The organism is Atopostipes suicloacalis DSM 15692 (assembly GCF_900129085.1).
In the GTDB taxonomy this organism is placed as follows: Bacteria; Bacillota; Bacilli; order Lactobacillales; family Carnobacteriaceae_A; genus Atopostipes; species Atopostipes suicloacalis.
In genome coordinates, this window is record NZ_FQUF01000005.1 from 17,476 (window position 1) to 36,487 (window position 19,012).

The 19,012-nt window shown below is 32.9% G+C and carries 16 protein-coding genes and 1 tRNA gene; 15 read left to right on the top strand and 2 right to left on the bottom strand.

The genetic code is table 11. The features are described 5' to 3' along the window. The first annotated feature begins 309 nt into the window (after window positions 1–309). From BUB96_RS01935 to BUB96_RS01945, 3 genes are read left to right on the top strand one after another with little or no spacing between them, the layout of a single operon-like run. Complete coding sequence (locus BUB96_RS01935; protein ID WP_073295515.1) at window positions 310–1,809, top strand: class I SAM-dependent DNA methyltransferase; 1,500 nt, start codon at window positions 310–312, stop codon at window positions 1,807–1,809. After that, complete coding sequence (locus tag BUB96_RS01940; RefSeq protein ID WP_073295518.1) at window positions 1,799–3,082, top strand: restriction endonuclease subunit S; 1,284 nt, start codon at window positions 1,799–1,801, stop codon at window positions 3,080–3,082. Before BUB96_RS01935 ends, BUB96_RS01940 begins: the two co-directional genes overlap by 11 nt. 18 nt (window positions 3,083–3,100) lie before the next feature. Continuing rightward, the gene (locus tag BUB96_RS01945) at window positions 3,101–6,178 is read left to right on the top strand and encodes a type I restriction endonuclease subunit R (protein ID WP_073295520.1); all 3,078 of its coding nucleotides are present in this window, start codon (window positions 3,101–3,103) and stop codon (window positions 6,176–6,178) included. Between the two features lie 459 nt (window positions 6,179–6,637). Here BUB96_RS01945 and BUB96_RS01950 read toward each other — a convergent pair. Next, window positions 6,638–6,711 (bottom strand) — tRNA-Arg (locus BUB96_RS01950). A 248-nt stretch (window positions 6,712–6,959) separates the two neighbouring features. Between BUB96_RS01950 and BUB96_RS01955 the strand changes: the two genes are divergently transcribed. The 4 genes from BUB96_RS01955 (at window position 6,960) to BUB96_RS01970 (ending at window position 9,492) form a co-directional block, all read left to right on the top strand. Beyond that, window positions 6,960–7,529 carry a CDP-alcohol phosphatidyltransferase family protein gene (locus tag BUB96_RS01955; protein ID WP_084136674.1) on the top strand — a complete coding sequence of 190 codons (570 nt, stop codon included), beginning with the start codon at window positions 6,960–6,962 and terminating at the stop codon, window positions 7,527–7,529. Window positions 7,530–7,555: 26 nt separating this feature from the next. Beyond that, the gene (locus BUB96_RS01960; protein ID WP_073295732.1) at window positions 7,556–8,014 is read left to right on the top strand and encodes a MarR family winged helix-turn-helix transcriptional regulator; all 459 of its coding nucleotides are present in this window, start codon (window positions 7,556–7,558) and stop codon (window positions 8,012–8,014) included. 65 nt (window positions 8,015–8,079) lie between these two features. Next, on the top strand, window positions 8,080–8,457 hold the full coding sequence (locus BUB96_RS01965; RefSeq protein ID WP_234945776.1) for a DUF2187 family protein: 378 nt from the start codon (window positions 8,080–8,082) through the stop codon (window positions 8,455–8,457). 78 nt (window positions 8,458–8,535) lie between these two features. Beyond that, a complete protein-coding gene (locus tag BUB96_RS01970; protein ID WP_073295523.1) occupies window positions 8,536–9,492 on the top strand; it encodes a CDC27 family protein in 957 nt (318 codons plus the stop codon). Window positions 9,493–9,559: 67 nt separating this feature from the next. Here the strand turns inward: BUB96_RS01970 and BUB96_RS01975 are convergent, their stop codons facing one another. Beyond that, window positions 9,560–10,360, bottom strand: a complete 801-nt coding sequence (locus tag BUB96_RS01975) for a formate/nitrite transporter family protein (RefSeq protein WP_073295525.1) — start codon at window positions 10,358–10,360, stop codon at window positions 9,560–9,562. 249 nt (window positions 10,361–10,609) lie between these two features. Between BUB96_RS01975 and tig the strand changes: the two genes are divergently transcribed. From tig to BUB96_RS02015, 8 genes are all read left to right on the top strand, one after another. Then, the gene (gene tig / locus BUB96_RS01980; RefSeq protein ID WP_073295528.1) at window positions 10,610–11,929 is read left to right on the top strand and encodes a trigger factor; all 1,320 of its coding nucleotides are present in this window, start codon (window positions 10,610–10,612) and stop codon (window positions 11,927–11,929) included. A gap of 171 nt (window positions 11,930–12,100) precedes the next feature. Next, the gene (gene clpX / locus BUB96_RS01985; protein ID WP_073295531.1) at window positions 12,101–13,354 is read left to right on the top strand and encodes an ATP-dependent Clp protease ATP-binding subunit ClpX; all 1,254 of its coding nucleotides are present in this window, start codon (window positions 12,101–12,103) and stop codon (window positions 13,352–13,354) included. Window positions 13,355–13,590: 236 nt separating this feature from the next. Continuing rightward, window positions 13,591–14,193 (top strand): ribosome biogenesis GTP-binding protein YihA/YsxC, encoded by a 603-nt coding sequence (yihA, locus tag BUB96_RS01990; RefSeq protein WP_073295534.1) that lies wholly within the window; start codon window positions 13,591–13,593, stop codon window positions 14,191–14,193. Continuing rightward, window positions 14,190–15,257 carry a Rossmann-fold NAD(P)-binding domain-containing protein gene (locus BUB96_RS01995; protein ID WP_073295537.1) on the top strand — a complete coding sequence of 356 codons (1,068 nt, stop codon included), beginning with the start codon at window positions 14,190–14,192 and terminating at the stop codon, window positions 15,255–15,257. The genes yihA and BUB96_RS01995 overlap by 4 nt, the downstream gene beginning before the upstream one ends. A 155-nt stretch (window positions 15,258–15,412) precedes the next feature. Next, window positions 15,413–16,711, top strand: a complete 1,299-nt coding sequence (gene obgE / locus BUB96_RS02000) for a GTPase ObgE (protein WP_073295540.1) — start codon at window positions 15,413–15,415, stop codon at window positions 16,709–16,711. A 47-nt stretch (window positions 16,712–16,758) separates the two neighbouring features. After that, a complete protein-coding gene (gene rnz, locus BUB96_RS02005) occupies window positions 16,759–17,697 on the top strand; it encodes a ribonuclease Z (protein WP_073295543.1) in 939 nt (312 codons plus the stop codon). Then, window positions 17,694–18,485, top strand: coding sequence for an SDR family NAD(P)-dependent oxidoreductase (locus BUB96_RS02010; protein WP_073295546.1), 792 nt, complete (start codon window positions 17,694–17,696; stop codon window positions 18,483–18,485). The genes rnz and BUB96_RS02010 overlap by 4 nt, the downstream gene beginning before the upstream one ends. 26 nt (window positions 18,486–18,511) lie before the next feature. After that, window positions 18,512–18,925 (top strand): LapA family protein, encoded by a 414-nt coding sequence (locus BUB96_RS02015; protein WP_073295550.1) that lies wholly within the window; start codon window positions 18,512–18,514, stop codon window positions 18,923–18,925. Window positions 18,926–19,012: the final 87 nt, after the last annotated feature.

A 19,012-nucleotide genomic window follows, 5' to 3' on the forward strand; every position in this document is an offset into this window, starting at 1 on the left:
GACTCGTACTGTACGACTCGTACGGTACGAGTCGTGTAAGACGAATCGAGTAACGAGTCGTAAACAAATGAAAACACTTAAAATGTGCACAAGATTGGGCATTTATCGCTTTAAAAGTATGTTAAAATAAGATCAACAACAAATATAAAAATATATTAGACTCAAAAAGAACTAGAAAAACCAATGAACACTTAATTGCTACATACATAAATGATATAATAAAAATAATTCATGAAATTGAAACCAAAAATTGCTTTTGGATAAACAAACTAAATATTAAAATTTAATACATACTCAGGAGGAATTGAATTGCCAATTAATTCAGCAGATTTAGGTTTTGAAAAGAAAATCTGGAAAGTAGCCGATAAGTTACGAGGGAATATGGATGCTTCAGAATATAAACATGTAGTCTTAGGGTTAATATTTTTAAAATATATTTCAGATAGTTTTGAAGAGAAATACATAGAACTTGTAGAAGAAGGAGCAGGGTTTGAAGAAGAGAAGGATGAGTACCTAGCTGAGAACATATTTTACGTTCCCGAAGAAGCTCGTTGGTCTTATATTTCTAAACATGCAAATCAACAAGAAATTGGACAAATAATTGATAATGCTATGGTTGCGATTGAAAGGGAAAACACTCGTTTAGCGGGAATTTTACCAAAAACTTTTGCACGACCTGAATTAGATAAAAGACGACTTGGAGAAGTTGTCGATTTATTTACAAATATACCAATGGTTGATTATCGAGACAAAAAAGATATTTTAGGGCGTACATATGAATATTGTCTAGCCATGTTTGCAGAACAAGAGGGAAGAAGAGCGGGAGAGTTCTATACACCTTCAAGCATTGTTAAAACATTAGTTGAAATATTAGAACCATATAACGGTAGAGTTTATGACCCAGCAAGTGGCGCGGGCGGTATGTTTGTTCAGTCTGCTAAGTTTGTAGAGAATCATCATGGAAATATCCAGGATTTATCTGTTTTTGGACAAGAAGCTAACCCAACAACTTGGAAGTTAGCTCAGATGAATTTAGCCATTCGTGGGATAGAAGCTGATTTAGGAGAAGCTCATGCGGATACTTTCTTCAATGATCAACATCCAACTCTCCGAGCTGATTTCGTATTAGCAAACCCACCTTTCAACATGTCAGACTGGGGTGGAGACCAGTTAGTGGATGATAAGCGTTGGAGATATGGGACACCACCAAAAGGTAATGCAAACTTTGCATGGATGCAACACATGATTCATCATCTTTCACCAAAAGGAAAGATAGGATTGGTTCTTGCGAATGGATCTTTATCCAGTCAAACAAGTAATGAAGGCGAAATACGTAAAAATATTATTGAAGATGATTTAGTTGAAAGTATTATTGCAATGCCTAGTCAATTATTCTATTCAACAGGAATCCCAGTATCACTTTGGATTTTAAATAAAGACAAGAAACAAAAAGGAAAAACATTGTTTATTGATGCACGTAATATGGGGGATATGGTAACTCGAGCACATCGAGAACTGAAAGAAGAAGATATCAATAAAATCGCTAATACCTATAAAGACTTTGTAAGTGGGGAGCTTGAGGAAGTGGATGGTTATTCTGCTTCAGCTACCATAAAAGAGATTAAAGGAAATGACTATATCTTAACACCTGGACGTTATGTGGGAATTGAAGCAATAGAAGATGATGGCATCCCATTTGAAGAAAAAATGGAAGATTTAACAATGGAGCTTTCTGAATCATTCCAAGAAAGTTATGAATTAGAAGATGAAATTAGAGATAGATTGCAGGTGATTGGTTATGAGTTATAAATTACCTGAAGGTTGGGAAGAAACCAGTCTAGGAGAAATATTTGACTATAGATCAGGTTTGTCTAAAGGAAGAAAATATTTCGGATCTGGATATCCATTTTTAGGTTTCAAAGACATATTTAATAATTTTTTTGTACCAGAAAATCTCAATGAATTTGTAGAGAGCACAGAAAAAGAAAGAGATAATATGTCAATAGAAGAAGGGGATGTATTTTTAACAAGAACAAGTGAAACTTTTAATGAGTTGGGTATGAGTGCGGTTGCTTTAAGGGATTATAACAATGCCACATTTAATGGATTTACAAAAAGGTTAAGACCAAAAGATAAAGAGATTTTATATCCTAAGTTTTCAGCTTATTATTTTAGAAGTAATATATTTAGGAATCAAGTAGATGCAATTGCAACTATGACTACAAGAGCCAGTTTAAACAATTCCATGTTAGATAGTATGTCTATAATAATACCTCCTTTACCAGAACAAAAATCTGTAGCAGATACCCTGTCAATCTTAGACGATAAGATAGAGCTAAATAATAAAATAAACAAAAATTTAGAAGAGCAAGCTCAATTATTATTTAAACATTGGTTTGGAGATTTTGAATTTCCTAATGAAGAAGGATTACCCTATAAATCAAATGGCGGAGAAATGATCGATTCAGAATTAGGAATGATACCTAAAGGTTGGGAAGTAAATAGTTTAGGAAAAAGTAATTTAGGAAAATTAAAAACTTCAGGAATTGAAGAATTTGAAGGAGAAAAAATCTATTTAGCGACGGCTGATATATCAGATACTCGAATCGTAAATGAAAGCACAAAAGTTACCCTAAATGATAAGCCTAGTAGAGCCAATATGCAGCCTACACCAAATACAGTCTGGTTCGCAAAAATGAAAGATAGTAGAAAACTTATATTAGTAGATGAGAATGATTACAGATTACAAAACAGATATATATTATCAACAGGGTTTGCTGGGATTCAAGCTACGAAATTATCAGTTTATTATTTATGGACCTACATTCAAAGCGAAGCTTTTGATGAAATTAAAAACTTATATAGTACTGGTACCACTATGCAAGCAATTAATAATAAGAATATCAACCAAATAAAAATTCCTATTCCAAATGATGAAATATTGAAACAGTTTAGTCAGGTAGTAGAGCCAATGTATAAAAAGATAATAAACAGTCGAATACAAAATCAAAAATTATCTGAGATACGAAATACATTATTACCAAAACTAATGAGTGGAGAGGTTCGAATACCTTTAGATTAACCAGAAAGGAGGGCTAGGATGCAAATTACAGAAGATGTTTATGAAGAATCTGTTTTAGAGGTTATTGAAGAGCTAGGTTATACTTTTATTTCTGCGGGAGATATTGAAAGAAAAACGTATAAAGATCCCTTATTTATTGAAGATTTAGCGGAGAGTTTAAATCGCATCAATCCAGATTTATCTTTTGACGTAATTGATAAAGCCATTTTTAATTTGCAAAATATTGATGTGGGTAGTTTAATTCAGAGGAATAAACAGTTTACCGACTGGCTTCAAAATGGTATGGAGATTAGCTATATGGAGCTAGGAGAAGAGAAAACGTCAATTGTTTATTTAATGGATTATGAAGAGATTGATAATAATTCTTTTGTAGTAACTAATCAGTGGACAGTCACTGGAAAAGACCAAAATCGAAGACCGGATATCGTAGTATTTGTAAATGGTCTTCCTTTAATTGTCATTGAATTAAAGTCAGCTTCTTCTGCATCAGCAGATATTTCTTCCGCATACCGCCAAATCCGAAATTATCAAAAAGATATCGAAGAATTATTTGTTTATAATGCATTTAATATTATTTCCGATCATACATATTCCAAAGTTGGAACAATTTCTTCGAATGAAGAGTGGTATAAAGAATGGAAAACAATAGACGGGTCTTATGAAGATACACGCTTTGCAGCTTATGATGTTTTATTTAAAGGCATATTAGAAAAAAATCGTTTATTGGATTTAATTCAGAATTTTATTATGTTTGAAAGCAATACACCAGAAGATATTAAGATTATGGCACAGTATCATCAATATTATGCAGTAAGAAAAGCAGTAACTTCCACCTTAAAAGCAACAGAAACGGATGGTCGGGGAGGCGTATTCTGGCATACTCAAGGTTCTGGTAAATCTCTTTCAATGGTTTTTTATGTGCAACTATTGAACCGATACTTAGATAATCCAACTTATGTCATTATTACAGACCGAAATGACCTAGATGAGCAGTTATATGGTCAGTTTTCTCGTGTCCAACATTTTCTAAGACAATCTCCGCAACAAGCTGAATCAAGAGCTCACCTGCGAGAAATCCTTGAAGGACGACAAGCAAATGGTATTTTCTTCACTACAATGCAGAAATTTTCAGAAGCTGACACACATTTGAGTGATCGAAAGGATATTATTGTCATTGCGGATGAAGCTCATCGTAGTCAATATGGGTTAAAAGAAACGATGAGAGAAGATGGTTCTATTCGTGTAGGAATGGCACGAATTATTCGAGATTCATTACCTTGCGCCACATATATTGGTTTTACAGGCACACCAATCAGTTCAACAGATAAAGATACTCAAGAAGTTTTCGGTAGTTATATTGATGTTTATGATATGACTCAAGCTGTGGCAGATGGGGCAACAAAACCAATCTATTATGAAAATCGAGTAATTAATTTAGGTTTGAATGAAAGTATTCTAGATGAAATAGATGAAGCTTATGAAAAACTCTCACAAAAAGCTAGTGAAGAAGATATTACCAAAAGTAAAAGACAGTTAAGCCAACTAGAAACTGTTTTAGGCTCGGAACCGGTTCTCGATGCCTTAGTTAAAGATATCGTACACCATTATAAAAATGAGAGAGCACATTTACTAACAGGAAAAGCAATGATTGTTGCTTATAATAGAAATATTGCAATGCAAATCTATCAAAAGATTTTAGAGCTAGAACCATCCTGGGATGAAAAAGTTCATGTAGTAATGACAGGGAACAACAACGACCCTGAAGAGTGGAAAGATATCATTGGCAATTATCAACATAAAAGAGAATTAGGGACTCGCTTTAAAGATAATGATGACCCGATGAAGATTGCGATAGTTGTTGATATGTGGCTAACAGGGTTTGACGTTCCGAGTTTGGCGACAATGTATGTGTATAAACCAATGAAAGAACATAATCTAATGCAGGCAATCGCTCGAGTAAATCGTGTCTTTGAAGATAAAGAAGGCGGTTTAATTGTTGACTATATTGGGATTGCTAAGGCATTAAGAGATGCGATGAATGATTACACTGTTCGAGATCAAGAGAATTTCTCTAATCCTGATATTCGAGAAGAAGTATATCCAACTTTTCTAGAAAAGCTAGAAGTTTGTCGGAATGAGTTCTTCTATAAATTTGATTATTCTAATATTTTAAATGAAAATATTACAGATAGACAACGCTCCGATTTAATTACAGAAGGTATAAATCATATTTATGTATTTAATGAAAATATGCAAGAATCTTTTAAAGAGCAAGCTTATATGCTAAAACAAGCCCATAGTCTATGTTCATCCATCACTTCTAAAGATGAGCAAAGGGAAGCAGCATTTATTGAAGCTGTTCGTATTGGTGTTAGTCGAATTAAACAAGATGGACATTTTTCATTAGCAGAAATTAACGAGCAAATTGAAGAATTACTTCAGAATAGTATTCATTCAGAAGGAATCATTAATCTCTTTTCTGATGCAGATACTGAATTTTCATTATTCAACGAAGAATTCTTAAATTCAATTGCGAATATGAAACAGAAAAATTTAGCTATTGAATTGATGAACAAGTTGCTTAAAGATGAGATTAAATTATATGCAAGAACAAATATCATTAAAGCAGAGGATTTTTCTAAGCGGATGCGACAAATAATGGAAAGATATAGACAGAATCAAATTGATAATGCTGAAAGTTTAGATGAGTTTCTAACTGCGTACCGTGAAGCTGAAGAAGACAAAATTATTTCAGAACTACTTGGCATGGCTAAAGATTTAGTTGATGCAGATAACGAAGAAGCAAGTTTAGGGTTAACTGTTGAAGAATCATCCTTTTATTATGCTATTTCTTCTCCTAAAGAAGTTAAAAATATTTATGAAGATAAACAACTTGTTGAGATAGCAAAGGAATTAACTAAAGAATTAAAGGAAAATGAATCAATAGATTGGCAACATAAACAATCCGGACGAGCAAGAATGAGAACGGCAGTGAGGAGATTACTCAGAAAATATGGCTATCCACCAGAAGAACAAAGAGAAGCTTTGGAGATAGTATTGAAACAATGTGAGCATTGGACCGAAAGGCGACAGTAATAATTAAATAATATTGCTTCATTTCTTGAAGCAGTAGACGAATTAGAAAATCCAGTAAATCGATTGAAATACAGAAGGCTTATCCGCGAGGGCTATAAAGAATTAGTCGAACAGAAAATACTACCGTATTTAGTAGAATAAAGGAAAAAACCAAGTTATTTAACTTGGTTTTTTTGTGATCAAAATAAAGTCGAGTGAAAGAAGGGTTAACACCCAAAGTAAGGATAGAGATATTACCCTACCAAGTAAGCCAACTTTTTTAGTCAACTCGTTAGGATAAAGGGGTTATCCTATTAAGTGAGCTGATTTATACAGTCAACTTGTGAGGATAAAAGGTTTATCATGACAAATTAGCCTATTTTTAATTAAAAAATTGAAGAATATCTTATTTTAGAATGCCCAATAAAAAAGCAGGTAACCTATAAACATAAGGTTAACTGCTTTTTTCGTTATTATCTACGTACCTGGAGGGATTCGAACCCCCGGCCGTTCGCTTAGAAGGCGAATGCTCTATCCTGCTGAGCTACAGGTACATTATCGCAACAGAAATTATTATACCGAGGAAGGATAAATTTGTCAATGCTACAATTTCATTTTAATAAGATTTTTAGGGAAATAAAGCTATAATAAGAAAAATCGACGAAATTTAAAGATTCTATAAGAAATGATAAAAGAATATGTTACAATCTACAGTGAAGTAATAAAAATGTTTTGTTCATTAAGAACATTTATTATAAGCTATTAAATAGTTGCTAAACTTATACTGAAAGTAGGACATAGGTTGATTAAAAAAGAAGACTGGTTTACGATACCAAATATTTTATCTTATCTCAGAATTGCAATGATTCCTTTATATATTTATTTTTATGTTAGAGCGGAAACAATTGAACAGTATTATAGGGCAGCGGGTATTTTAATTTTTTCAGGAATAACAGACTCACTTGATGGGATTATTGCTCGTAAAACCGGGCAAATTACCAATTTAGGTAAAGCGTTGGATCCTTTAGCTGATAAACTAACTCAAATTGCAGTAGTCGGTGCTATGTTAATAGATAGGCCGTACATTTTACCGCTGTTGGTTCTTTTTATAGTTAAGGAACTTTATTTATTAATTAGTAATGTATTATTATATAAAAAAGATATATTTATGGATGGCGCCATGTGGTTTGGGAAATTAGCAACAGCTTTTTTCTATATTAGTATGTTAGTATTAGTGGTATTGCCACATTTAAATCAAAGTGTTAGTCTACTAATTATAAATATAAATATTATGTTACAAATTGTTGCATTTTTAGGTTATGGACGATGGTTCTTTACAAAATTTAAAAAGCATAAAGAAATAAATAAATAGAAGATTATAGAATGGATGGACAAATGATGAAAAGGGAAGAAGAAGCTCTTAGAGTACTAACAATTCTTTTACGTGCTTCGGGCAGTGTTACAAATATGTTGAAGAAAGATATGCTGACATACGGTATGAATCCAACTGAATTTGCCGTATTAGAAGTACTCTTTAGTTTAGGGAAACAGCCCATTCAAATTATAGGAAAAAAAGTTCTTTTAGCATCAAGTAGCACCACGTATGTTATTGATCAACTTGAAAAAAAGGGTCTAGTTGAGCGTGTGCAAAGCGAAGATGATCGACGAGTAACTTTAGTTTCCTTAACGGACGAAGGTCAAGAATTGATGGAAAGTATCTTTCCACAACATAGTCAGGTGATCAAACAATTATTTGAAGAGCTATCGGATGAAGAATTATACGAATTAGGGGAATCTTTAAAAACAGTCGGTTATAAAGCAGTAGATTTGTATGATACGATAGAAGATGAAGCTTAATTATCGCATTATTGTTGTAAATTTGTTATAATAATGAATGACAAAAAATGAAGAGGTTGATAGTGTTGACAGAAGAAAAAATTACACCAAAAATTCAAGAACTTGTAGAGACGGAACTTCGTAAAGGTGCAAGTAACTCACGTATTGCAAATTTATTAGATTTGCCATACAAAGAAGCTGTTGAAATTATCGATACAATTAAAGAAAAAATCCGACCACAAGTAGGAGAAAATATTGCCTTTAAGTTTCGTGGTGAGCACATGGAAGGAACCATCGAAAAACTACTGACAAATAGCGCAATAGTAAATATCGATTGGGACAATTCACCTAAACATCTGTATGATCTTATGGAAGAAAAAACAGTTGTAAACTTTAAAGATATTGATGCATTTCTTAAAACGTTTAATATGGAAGATATGAATATTGAAGATACCGAAGAATAATTTTACGGCCTGCTGCAGTCTATTCTTATAACTGCACAGGTTTTCTTTTTTGTTAATCCATTTATGGAGGTGAAACTAGTGGGAGATAAGATTGACTTTCCATTCAATAATCAAATGTATTTGGCTCAAGCAACAGCCTGCATTGAAAAAAATGATTTTGAACAAGCATTAATTTATATAGAAAAAATATATGCCACAGAGAAAACTTATGCAATAAATTATTTTTATGCATCCATCCTTTTTTCTTTAGAAAGGTATGAAGAAGCTTTAGAAATTGCGGATGAATACAAAGAATCGTATTTAAAAAGCGATGAATATATTCTTATCTATACTTTATTGCTTATTAAAAATCATCAATTCTTAGAAGCAGAAGCGATTATCCAAAAGAAGAAAGATAATCCATTACTCTTCCATGAACAAGAGTGGCAAAATATCCAACAAGAGCTCGAACATGAGCGTAAATCATTTCAGATAGATTTGGATTTGAAAAGGAAAGAAATAAAAAACAAGCTTTTACAGATGGATCATTTCTCTTTAATGGAGCAAGTTCAATTAATCGAAGCCTCTCAAATTTTGGAATTAGAAGATTTACAAGAGGTTGCCGATCAATTACTGAACCATCCATATATTCCAGGACAAATCCAAAGAGGCTTTTTAGAAATTCTTATCAAAAAGGGTGATGAGAAACACTATCCATTTTCTTGGTTTAATCAAATGAAAACAATCTGTCCGAAAGACTTAAAGACATTTAACGAGCTTCCAATTCTTCAAGAAATTGAATCTATTTTAGAAGATAAACTTCAAAAGAATCCGAGTCTGTTTCAAGTGATAAAAACTGAAATTATCAATGATCTTTTAATGATCTATCCCTTTGTTGAAGAAACGATCACAGATACTTCTTACTGGGTAGATTTATATATTGCTTATTTTGGAGATTTAAGCTCATCTGATATAGAAAAATCTCCCATTAATTCTGAACAAGAGAGCTTGAAACAATGGTTTCACCAATTAAATCAAATTGCTCAAAGAAAGTAATGGAAGAATAGAAGTTATATAAAAAGGCGTAAATGAATCTACTTTGATTCATTTACGCCTCATTATTCTATCCCTTTAAGGTTTTCTTTGGCTTCGTAATGATATGCAAGGCTAAACCAGTTAGTAAACTTCCACTTAAGAAATTCGCGATTGTAACAGGGATCTGATTCCACAACCACCAATCAGAAAAACTAATATCAGCTCCAAGCATCATGCCAGTAGGAATAACAAACATATTAACGACGGAGTGTTCAAAACCTTGCGCAAAAAAGATAAAAATTGGCAACCACATAGCTGCAATTTTTCCAATGGTAGATTTTGATGTAAAATTCATGACAACGCCTGTTGTAACCATCCAATTACAAAGAATAGCATTGACAACTAATACAATCATTCCATCTATTCCGTCTGCTTTATAACTTAACGTTTTAGCTTCTGCAACCGCAATAATTTTTTCAATCATTAGCGAATCTGTTACATGGCCGAATTTGGTGACAGAGATGGTATAGAGAACAGCATAAAATAAACAACCAAATAAATTACCGATAAATGCCCATGTTAGATTTCTAAACAGGAGTTGAGTAGTTGTTTTTTCTCGAAATTTAGCAAGCGGTAGAAGAGCAAAAGATCCTGTAACAAGTTCTAAACTTAATAATAAAATCATTACAAAACCAGCGGGAAAAATAAGTGCACCAACAATGTCTAAACCAGTTTGTGTGGACCCAGTATATGCAAGGGTTGTAGCAAAGCTTAAAAATGCGCCGGCTAGTCCACTTTTTATTAATATATTACCAACTGAAAGTTCAGCCTTGCTTTTCCCCGCATTAGCCATTGAATCAACAACATCATTTAAATTTACATAGTCCATTTGAAATCTCCTTATAATATATAATTAGTGATATGAATCACATGACGAGTTAAATTATAGCATAAATGAGTACAATTTGTATAAAATGGTTATTAATCAGATAAAATTTTGTATGGTACTGGGAAAACCTAGAAACTATAGATTATTCATTTACAATTCATAGGAAATATAGTATCCTTACAAGGTATGTAAAGTCTGTATGGGACTTTTTATGAAAATTAATACTTATATATCGGAGGCAAATAATAAATGACAATTAATTTTGAAAAAACAGGGCCAGTTACAGGTGAATTGAAATTCTCCATTGACCGTGAAAATGTAGAAAAAGGTTTAAATAAAACATTTAATCAAGTAAAAGGTTCTCTACAAATTCCAGGGTTTAGAAAAGGACGAGTACCACGTAAATTATTTAACCAAATGTATGGTGAAGAGTCCTTATATGAAGATACATTAAACGATATTTTCCCTACTGCTTATGCAGAAGCATTAGAAGAAGTTGATGAAGAAGTTGTTGGACAACCTTCAATTAAAGATATTTCATGGGAATCTGGAAAAGATTGGGAATTAGAAGTAGAAGTTTCATTGAAGCCTGAAGTTGAACTTGGTCAATATAAAGATTTAGAAGTTACAAAAAATGACCGAGAAGTAACAGATGAAGATGTAGAAGAAAGCTTAGAAAACCGCCGAACACAATTTGCAGAATTAGTTATTAAAGAAGATGCTCCTGCAGAAGAAGGCGATACTGTGGTTATTGATTATGAAGGATCTGTAGATGGTGAAGTATTTGAAGGCGGATCAGCTACAAATTACTCACTTGAATTAGGTTCTGATTCATTTATCCCTGGTTTTGAAGACCAATTGATTGGTGCTGAAACAGGTTCTGAAGTGGAAGTTAAAGTGACTTTCCCAGAAGATTATCAAGCAGAAGAATTAGCTGGAAAAGAAGCTATCTTTAATGTAACGGTTCACGAAATCAAAACAAAAGAATTACCAGAATTAGACGACGAATTTGCTAAAGATGTCGATGATGAAGTAGAAACAATTGATGAATTACGTGAAAATATTCGTGAAGAATTAGAAACGACTCGTCAACAATATGCAGATGAAGCTCGAGATGAAGAAGCTATTCGTAAAGCAGTAGAAAATGCTGAAATTCCTGAAATTCCACATGACATGGTTCATGAAGAAGTTCATCGTCAAATGGATATGTTCTACAATAACTTACAACAACAAGGTATGACACCTGAAATGTACTTTAATATTACACAAACATCAGAAGCTGACTTACATGATCAATTTGAAGTTGGTGCTGAAGATAGTGTACGTACAAACTTAGTTATCGAAGCAATTGTTGAAGCTGAAGGTTTGGCAGCAACTGAAGAAGAACAAGAAAAAGAAATTAACGAACTTGCAGAACAATATAACTTATCTGTTGAACAAGTTCGAGAAGTACTATCACCTGAATTATTAACACGTGATATTGCAATGAAAAAAGCTGTTGACTTAATTAGCTCATCTGCTAAAGAAGTATTAGAACCTGTTGAAGATGAGGACGCATCTGAAGAATAATATAGGTAGCTGTTTACTTTTATAAAATAAAAATTGGTCTGCGAAGTTAGCTGCAGACCAATTTTTGTAGTGTCTAATAATTGATGGAATGTTAATTATTGGTACTGAATTACAACCTATGTTATGATTACTAAACGTCAAGGGAATTAGATAGAAGGTGAATATAAAAATATGTACAACAACGATGAAAATATGAATATATCTTGTTCTTTTTGCGGTAAATCTCAAGACCAAGTGAATAAAATTATTGCTGGTCCAGGAGTATATATTTGTGATGAATGTATTAATCTAAGTAAAGAGATCATTGATAATGAATATATTTCTCAACGAACAGCTGAATTTGATGACATTCCAAAACCTCATGAAATTTATGACGTTCTAAATGATTATGTTATCGGTCAAGAAGCAGCAAAACGTACGTTATCAGTAGCTGTTTATAATCATTATAAACGAGTGAATCATGTCTTACAGGTAAAATCTGAAGAGGATATTCAATTGCAAAAAAGTAATATATTACTAGTGGGACCAACAGGCTCAGGGAAAACATACCTAGCCCAAACGATGGCTAAAATATTGGATGTCCCATTTGCAATAGCAGACGCTACAAACTTAACGGAAGCTGGTTATGTCGGTGAGGATGTAGAAAACATCTTACTAAAATTACTTCAAGCTTCTGAATTTGATGTAGAACGTGCGGAACATGGGATTATTTATATTGATGAAATAGATAAGATTGCTAAAAAATCCGAAAATGTCTCAATCACTCGTGATGTAAGTGGTGAAGGGGTACAACAATCTTTATTAAAGATTTTAGAAGGTTCTGTCGTTAGCGTTCCGCCAAAAGGTGGTCGTAAACATCCACAACAAGAAATGATTCAAATTGACACAACAAATATTTTATTTGTGGTCGGTGGTGCTTTTGCAGGACTTGATGATATTATCAAGAATAGAGTTGGCGAGAGAGTTATTGGTTTTGGTCCATCTAATGAGAAAGATCCAAAAAAAGATATGAAAAATATTATGCAGGAAGTTCTTCCTGATGATTTACAAAAATTTGGATTAATTCCAGAATTTATCGGTCGTTTACCTGTAGTTGCCGTCTTAAATGAATTAGAAGAGTCAGATTTAATTGATATTTTGACGAAACCTAAAAATTCTTTGGTTCGACAATATGAGGTGTTATTAGAGCTTGATAATGTTGAATTAGTATTTGATGAAGAAGCACTTAGTGTGATTGGAAAACGTGCGATTGATCAAGGAACAGGAGCACGTGGCTTAAGAACAATTATTGAAGAAATTATGCTCAATATCATGTTTGATATTCCAAGTCGTGATGACATTCAAAAAGTGGTCATTACAAAACAAGCTGCTGAATTTTCAAATGATCCTTTATTTTATGATGATGAAGGACAACTTGTAAGCTAAACTAAAATAGATCATTAGCAGTAAGAAATCATTGGTTAATCCAAACTCGGATTAATCAATGATTTTTTCATTTTAGTATATTTCAATTGTATAGATTATGTAAAAATATTTGAAATATATCTGTAATATGTTATGATTTTAAGGCAACCAAAAGTAGATTTTGTGATTTTCTTTACGAAAGAATTTTTTAAGAGTGATAAACAAAGAAATGCAATTTTTTAAAAGAGGGTGAATAGATGAAATTTCCAATTCAAAAAGCAGATATTATAATTAGTGCTGTGCAAGAAGAACAGTATCCAGATTCCGTTTTACCAGAAATAGCTATTGCCGGTCGATCGAATGTTGGAAAGTCCTCTTTAATTAATAAGTTATTGAATCGAAAAAAATTAGCACGAACATCTAGTAAACCAGGCCGTACTCGAACGATCAATTTCTTTAATATAGAAGACGAATTAATCTTTGTTGATGTGCCGGGGTATGGGTATGCGAAAGTTTCAAAAAAAGAGTTAGAAAAATGGAACCATATGATGGAAGAATATTTTTCAACGAGAGAGACTTTATCGAAAGTCGTCCTCATTACTGACTTACGACATAAACCTACACAATTAGATGTTCAGATGTATGAATATTTAAAATATTTAAATATTCCTGTACTGATTGTTGCAACTAAAGCAGATAAAGTAAAACGAGGTGTAAGAACCCGTCATTTAAATGACGTTTATACTACTTTAAATGTTATTGAAGGAGATGCAGTCATTCCATTTTCATCAGAAACCGGAGAAGGAACAGATGATGTGTGGAATAATATTTTAATGGATTTAGGGATTGAGCGACAATGAAATTACTAATGTATGGTGTAAATAAAGAAACCATCATGAAAGAGGATGTTAATAAGTATCGATTGTTTGGAGAACAGAAAAAAATTCAAATGAATGATATTAGAAAAATTGATGGTGTTGAAGAAATCATTATCTTAACGAATGATTTTAGAAATGAATATTATTTGTATGTAGATGAAACAATCTTCAGTCATGGCGATTTTTTAAGGTATATTGCAGATAAAACAGATAAGAACTTGCAAGAAATTATTTTAGAAACTTATAGTATGTTTAACGAAGATGTTTTGCGTCATTTATATGAAATTACGTGTGGTTATCTTTCAGAACCTGTGGGCTCTTTTGATGTATTGAATTCTGTTGAAAAAGCAGTAAACTATGCAAATCGACTACACACAGGCGGAGAGATTTTATATAAATTGTTTGAGGAGGCTATTCAGCTTTCTTATTCTTTTAAGTTAAATGACGAAACACAACCCTTAAATATGAGTGAAATTTCAAAATATCTTTATTTATTGAAAAAGAAAATGAAAACTTTAGCGAAAAAAGATTTCTTAATTTCTGGAAATCCTTTTGAAATTGGCTACTTAACCAAACTTCTTTTATTAGCTGATGCTCAAACGATTACTATTCTTCAAGAAGATGAAAAAGATAGTTTAAAACAAGTTGAAAGACTGTCTACCCGTTTAACAGATGCAGAAGCAGCTAAAGTATTTGCAGCAACATCGAAGTCTCTTTATTATCGATTATCTAAAACAGATGCTGTTATTTGTGATTTTTCCAAAATAGATTTATTTAATAAAAAGATGGTGGAAGAAATTGCTATCATGAGACAGACAAAGAAAATTCAATATCTAATTGATACGAGTAAACAACCAATTAAAGAAATGACTAAAGATAATCTAGACATTCATGTGATAGATCCTACTATAAATGTATCTTATAATGATGAACAATTGAACAATGCGATTATAGTTTTAGAGGAAGAAATCCAAACTAGGATTGAAAAGTTTATGAAACATTTCGAGGAATTAAGAATGGATAAAGAACAAAAAATTACACAATAAATGTAACTCAAATAAAGCTAAACACTTTATTTGAGTTTTTTCATGGTTTTTTTAATATAATTACCTAAATGTAGTAGAGGATAACGATTAATGTTTATTTCTTATAAAAAATACGGTACCATGATAATGAATGGAATGTGAAAGGAGGAGATAGTATGTTTGTTGACCAAGCAAATATATATATAAAAGCCGGCGATGGAGGAAATGGAATGGTCGCTTTCCGCCGTGAAAAATATGTCCCAGATGGAGGACCAGCTGGGGGAGATGGTGGAAATGGAGGTGATGTAGTCTTTGTAGTTGATGAAGGATTACATACCCTCATGGATTTTCGTTATAATCGGCATTTTAAGGCAGATAAAGGACAAAATGGTATGTCCAAAGGAATGCATGGCCGAGCAGCAGAAGATCTATTTATTCCAGTGCCACCCGGAACCGTGATTAAAAATGAAGATACAGGCGCTGTTTTAGCAGATTTAACGGAAGAAGGCCAAAAATTTATTGTTGCTAAAGGTGGACGAGGTGGAAGAGGAAATTCCCGCTTTGCGACCTCTCGTAATCCTGCACCAAATATTTCTGAAAATGGAGAACCTGGTGTTGAATTAAATTTAACTTTAGAATTAAAACTATTAGCAGACGTAGGTTTAGTAGGATTCCCTTCAGTAGGAAAATCTACGTTCCTATCTGTTGTGACAGCGGCCAAACCTAAAATAGCTGCTTATCCTTTTACAACTTTATCTCCAAATATTGGAGTGGTAGAATTAAAAGATGGGCGAAGTTTCGTTATTGGAGACATGCCTGGTATTATTGAGGGTGCTGCAGAAGGTGTTGGGTTAGGATTACAATTTTTACGTCATATTGAACGTACAAAAGTTCTTTTGCATGTGTTAGATATGAGTGGTGTCGAAGGACGAGATCCTTTTGAAGATTATCAAACCATACAAGCAGAATTAAGAGATCATGATCCGAATATCTTAAATAAACCGCAATTAATTATTGCGAACAAAATGGACATGCCAGACGCAGAAGATCATTTAACTTTCTTTAAAGAACAAATGGCAGAGCTAAATGGGGATTATGAATTATTTGAAGTTTCAACCATTAAAAATCAAGGCATTGACCCGGTTCTTTACCGAACGATAGAGTTAGTAGAAGATTATGAAACATTAGAAATGGAAGAAGAAACACCGATTGAAATGGATAGTCATGTCGTTTACACGCATGAAGAAAAAGAAGAACCTTTTAAAATCACACGGGATCCAGATGGAGTATGGGTTCTTTCAGGTGAAGAAATTGAAAGACTGTTTATTATGACAAACTTAGATCACGAAGAATCTATGATGCGTTTTTCAAGACAGTTACGTACAATGGGTGTCGATGAAAAACTACGAGAACGTGGAGCTAAGGATGGAGATTTAGTTTCTTTATTAGATTTCACGTTTGAATTTGTTGAATAATAAAGAAGAATTGAAATTACACTCGGAATATTAGATTGAGGGAAAATATGGAATTGCTATTTTTAGGAACGGGTTCTGGAGTTCCGTCTAAACAAAGAAATGTGAGTAGTCTAGCTTTGAAGCTCTTAGATGAGCGAAATAGTATCTGGCTATTTGATTGTGGAGAAGCTACACAACATCAAATTTTACAAACGACTTTAAAACCTCGAAAGATTGAGAAAATATTTATTTCCCACATGCATGGGGATCATATTTTTGGACTTCCTGGCTTATTAAGCAGTCGAGGTTTTCAAGGAGGAATAGAACGTCTAACAATCTATGGGCCTGTTGGGATAAAAGGCTTTGTTTTATCGAGCTTAAAATATGCGGGGACTTATCTGAGTTATCCAATAAATTTTGTGGAATTTAAAGAACCTGGAATCATTTTTGAAGATTCTCAATTCAAAGTGAGTGTAGGCAAACTTAAACATGGAATTCCTTCCTATGGCTTTCGAGTGGAAGAGGCTGATCATGAGGGAACTTTAGATGCCCAGAAACTGAAAGAACTAAATATACCGCCAGGACCTCTTTATGGAAGAATAAAAAATAAAGAAATTGTTGAATTAGAAGATGGACGGATTATTAATGGAGAAGATTTTGTGGGACCGCCCCAAAAAGGACGAATTGTAACTATTTTAGGAGATACAGTAGAACATCCAAATAGTATCCAGTTGGCGAAAGATGCGGATGTATTAGTCCACGAAAGTACTTTTTCTTCTAACGAAGCAGAGCTAGCGAGACAATATAATCACTCAACAACCATCCAAGCTGCCCAAATTGCTAAAAAAGCAGGAGTAAAAAAATTATTATTAACTCATTTCAGCTCTAGATATATGCATAAAGATATGAAACAATTAAAAAAAGAAGCAAAAGCTATTTTCCCAAATACTTGTTTAATGAAAGATTTACAAGAAATTTCAATCAATCGAGAAGGTTGTGAAGAATGAGTTTACGATTCGAAAACCAAACGATTTTAATTACTGGAGCGTCTTCAGGTATTGGACAACAAGTAGCTTATGAAGCAGCCCGAGCAGGAGCTCACTTAGTTTTATGTTCTCGTCGAATCTCTAGGCTAGAACAAGTTAAAAAAGAGTGTGAACGTCTTGGTGCTTTAGCTGTGACTATTTTTTCTTTAGATATAGGGAATCTTGAAAGCATCCAATCTCTTGAATGTTTTTTAGTAGATAAAAATATGCAAGTTGATATATTAATAAATAACGCTGGTTTTGGTCAAGATCAACCGTTTTTAGAAATGGAAATACAGCAAGTGATTGATTTATTTAAAGTGAATGTCTTGGGGTTAATGTTTCTAACTCAAAGGATTGCTTTAAAGATGGTTGACCAGAAAAAAGGTCAAGTTATAAATATTGCCTCACTTGCTGGAAAAGTTTCGACGCCCAATTATGCGGTCTATGATGCGACAAAAGCAGCGGTTATCAGTTTTAGTAATGCATTGCGAATGGAACTTAAACCGCTTGGAATACAAGTAACTGTGGTAAATTTTGGCCCTGTAGACACCCCATTTTTCGATAATGTGGGCAGCGCACGTAAAGAAAAAACAATGAGCAGTCCTTTTACTTTATCCCAAGAACAAGCCGGAAAAATTGTCGTAAATACCGTGGGAACAAAGAAACGTGAAGTTAACCGACCCGTATTACTCGCCATAGGATCAAAAATATACTCTTTTGCTCCTCAATTAGTCGACTATGTATTATTAAAACATTATAATAGATAAAAGAGTTAACGAGAGGATGTTTCTTTATGAAAAAGCAATGGAGTATTGTGTTATTAATTACCTTAATTTTACTTGTCGTCGTATTTTCAGTAATGAACGTAGATCCTGTAGCGATTAATTTTGGCTTTACCATGATTAGAGTGCCCTTGGTGGTTGTTATTATTGTTACTTTGTTGATTGGTGTTTTAATCGCCGTAATTTTATCAACGACCATGATTTTACAAAATAAAAGTGAACAAAAGAAATTGAATAAACGTTTAGTAGAATTCGAAGAAGAGTCAAAAAAAGATAAAGATGAATTAAAGACTCGTCATAAAAAAGAAGTAGAATCTTTAAAAGAAGATAAAGATAAAGCTCAAACAAAAATTCGTGAACTCGAACGACACATTCAAAATATACAAAAAACAAATTCTACACAGGGGAAAAACGAAAATATATAGTTAAAAAGAGTTTGAATTTTTCCTATGTACTAAATGAAGAAAGAATAACTTTTAATAAAAAAAGTGGGAGCAGAAGTTCCCATTTTT

What these genes read in the sequence shown, in the direction of transcription:
- BUB96_RS01940 (WP_073295518.1), top strand. Translation starts at nt 1,799, where the DNA reads ATGAGTTATAAATTACCTGAAGGTTGGGAAGAAACCAGTCTAGGAGAA.
- BUB96_RS01945 (WP_073295520.1), top strand. Translation starts at nt 3,101, where the DNA reads ATGCAAATTACAGAAGATGTTTATGAAGAATCTGTTTTAGAGGTTATT.
- BUB96_RS01960 (WP_073295732.1), top strand. Translation starts at nt 7,556, where the DNA reads ATGAAAAGGGAAGAAGAAGCTCTTAGAGTACTAACAATTCTTTTACGT.
- BUB96_RS01975 (WP_073295525.1), bottom strand. Translation starts at nt 10,360, where the DNA reads ATGGACTATGTAAATTTAAATGATGTTGTTGATTCAATGGCTAATGCG.
- tig (WP_073295528.1), top strand. Translation starts at nt 10,610, where the DNA reads ATGACAATTAATTTTGAAAAAACAGGGCCAGTTACAGGTGAATTGAAA.
- clpX (WP_073295531.1), top strand. Translation starts at nt 12,101, where the DNA reads ATGTACAACAACGATGAAAATATGAATATATCTTGTTCTTTTTGCGGT.
- yihA (WP_073295534.1), top strand. Translation starts at nt 13,591, where the DNA reads ATGAAATTTCCAATTCAAAAAGCAGATATTATAATTAGTGCTGTGCAA.
- BUB96_RS01995 (WP_073295537.1), top strand. Translation starts at nt 14,190, where the DNA reads ATGAAATTACTAATGTATGGTGTAAATAAAGAAACCATCATGAAAGAG.
- obgE (WP_073295540.1), top strand. Translation starts at nt 15,413, where the DNA reads ATGTTTGTTGACCAAGCAAATATATATATAAAAGCCGGCGATGGAGGA.
- rnz (WP_073295543.1), top strand. Translation starts at nt 16,759, where the DNA reads ATGGAATTGCTATTTTTAGGAACGGGTTCTGGAGTTCCGTCTAAACAA.
- BUB96_RS02010 (WP_073295546.1), top strand. Translation starts at nt 17,694, where the DNA reads ATGAGTTTACGATTCGAAAACCAAACGATTTTAATTACTGGAGCGTCT.
- BUB96_RS02015 (WP_073295550.1), top strand. Translation starts at nt 18,512, where the DNA reads ATGAAAAAGCAATGGAGTATTGTGTTATTAATTACCTTAATTTTACTT.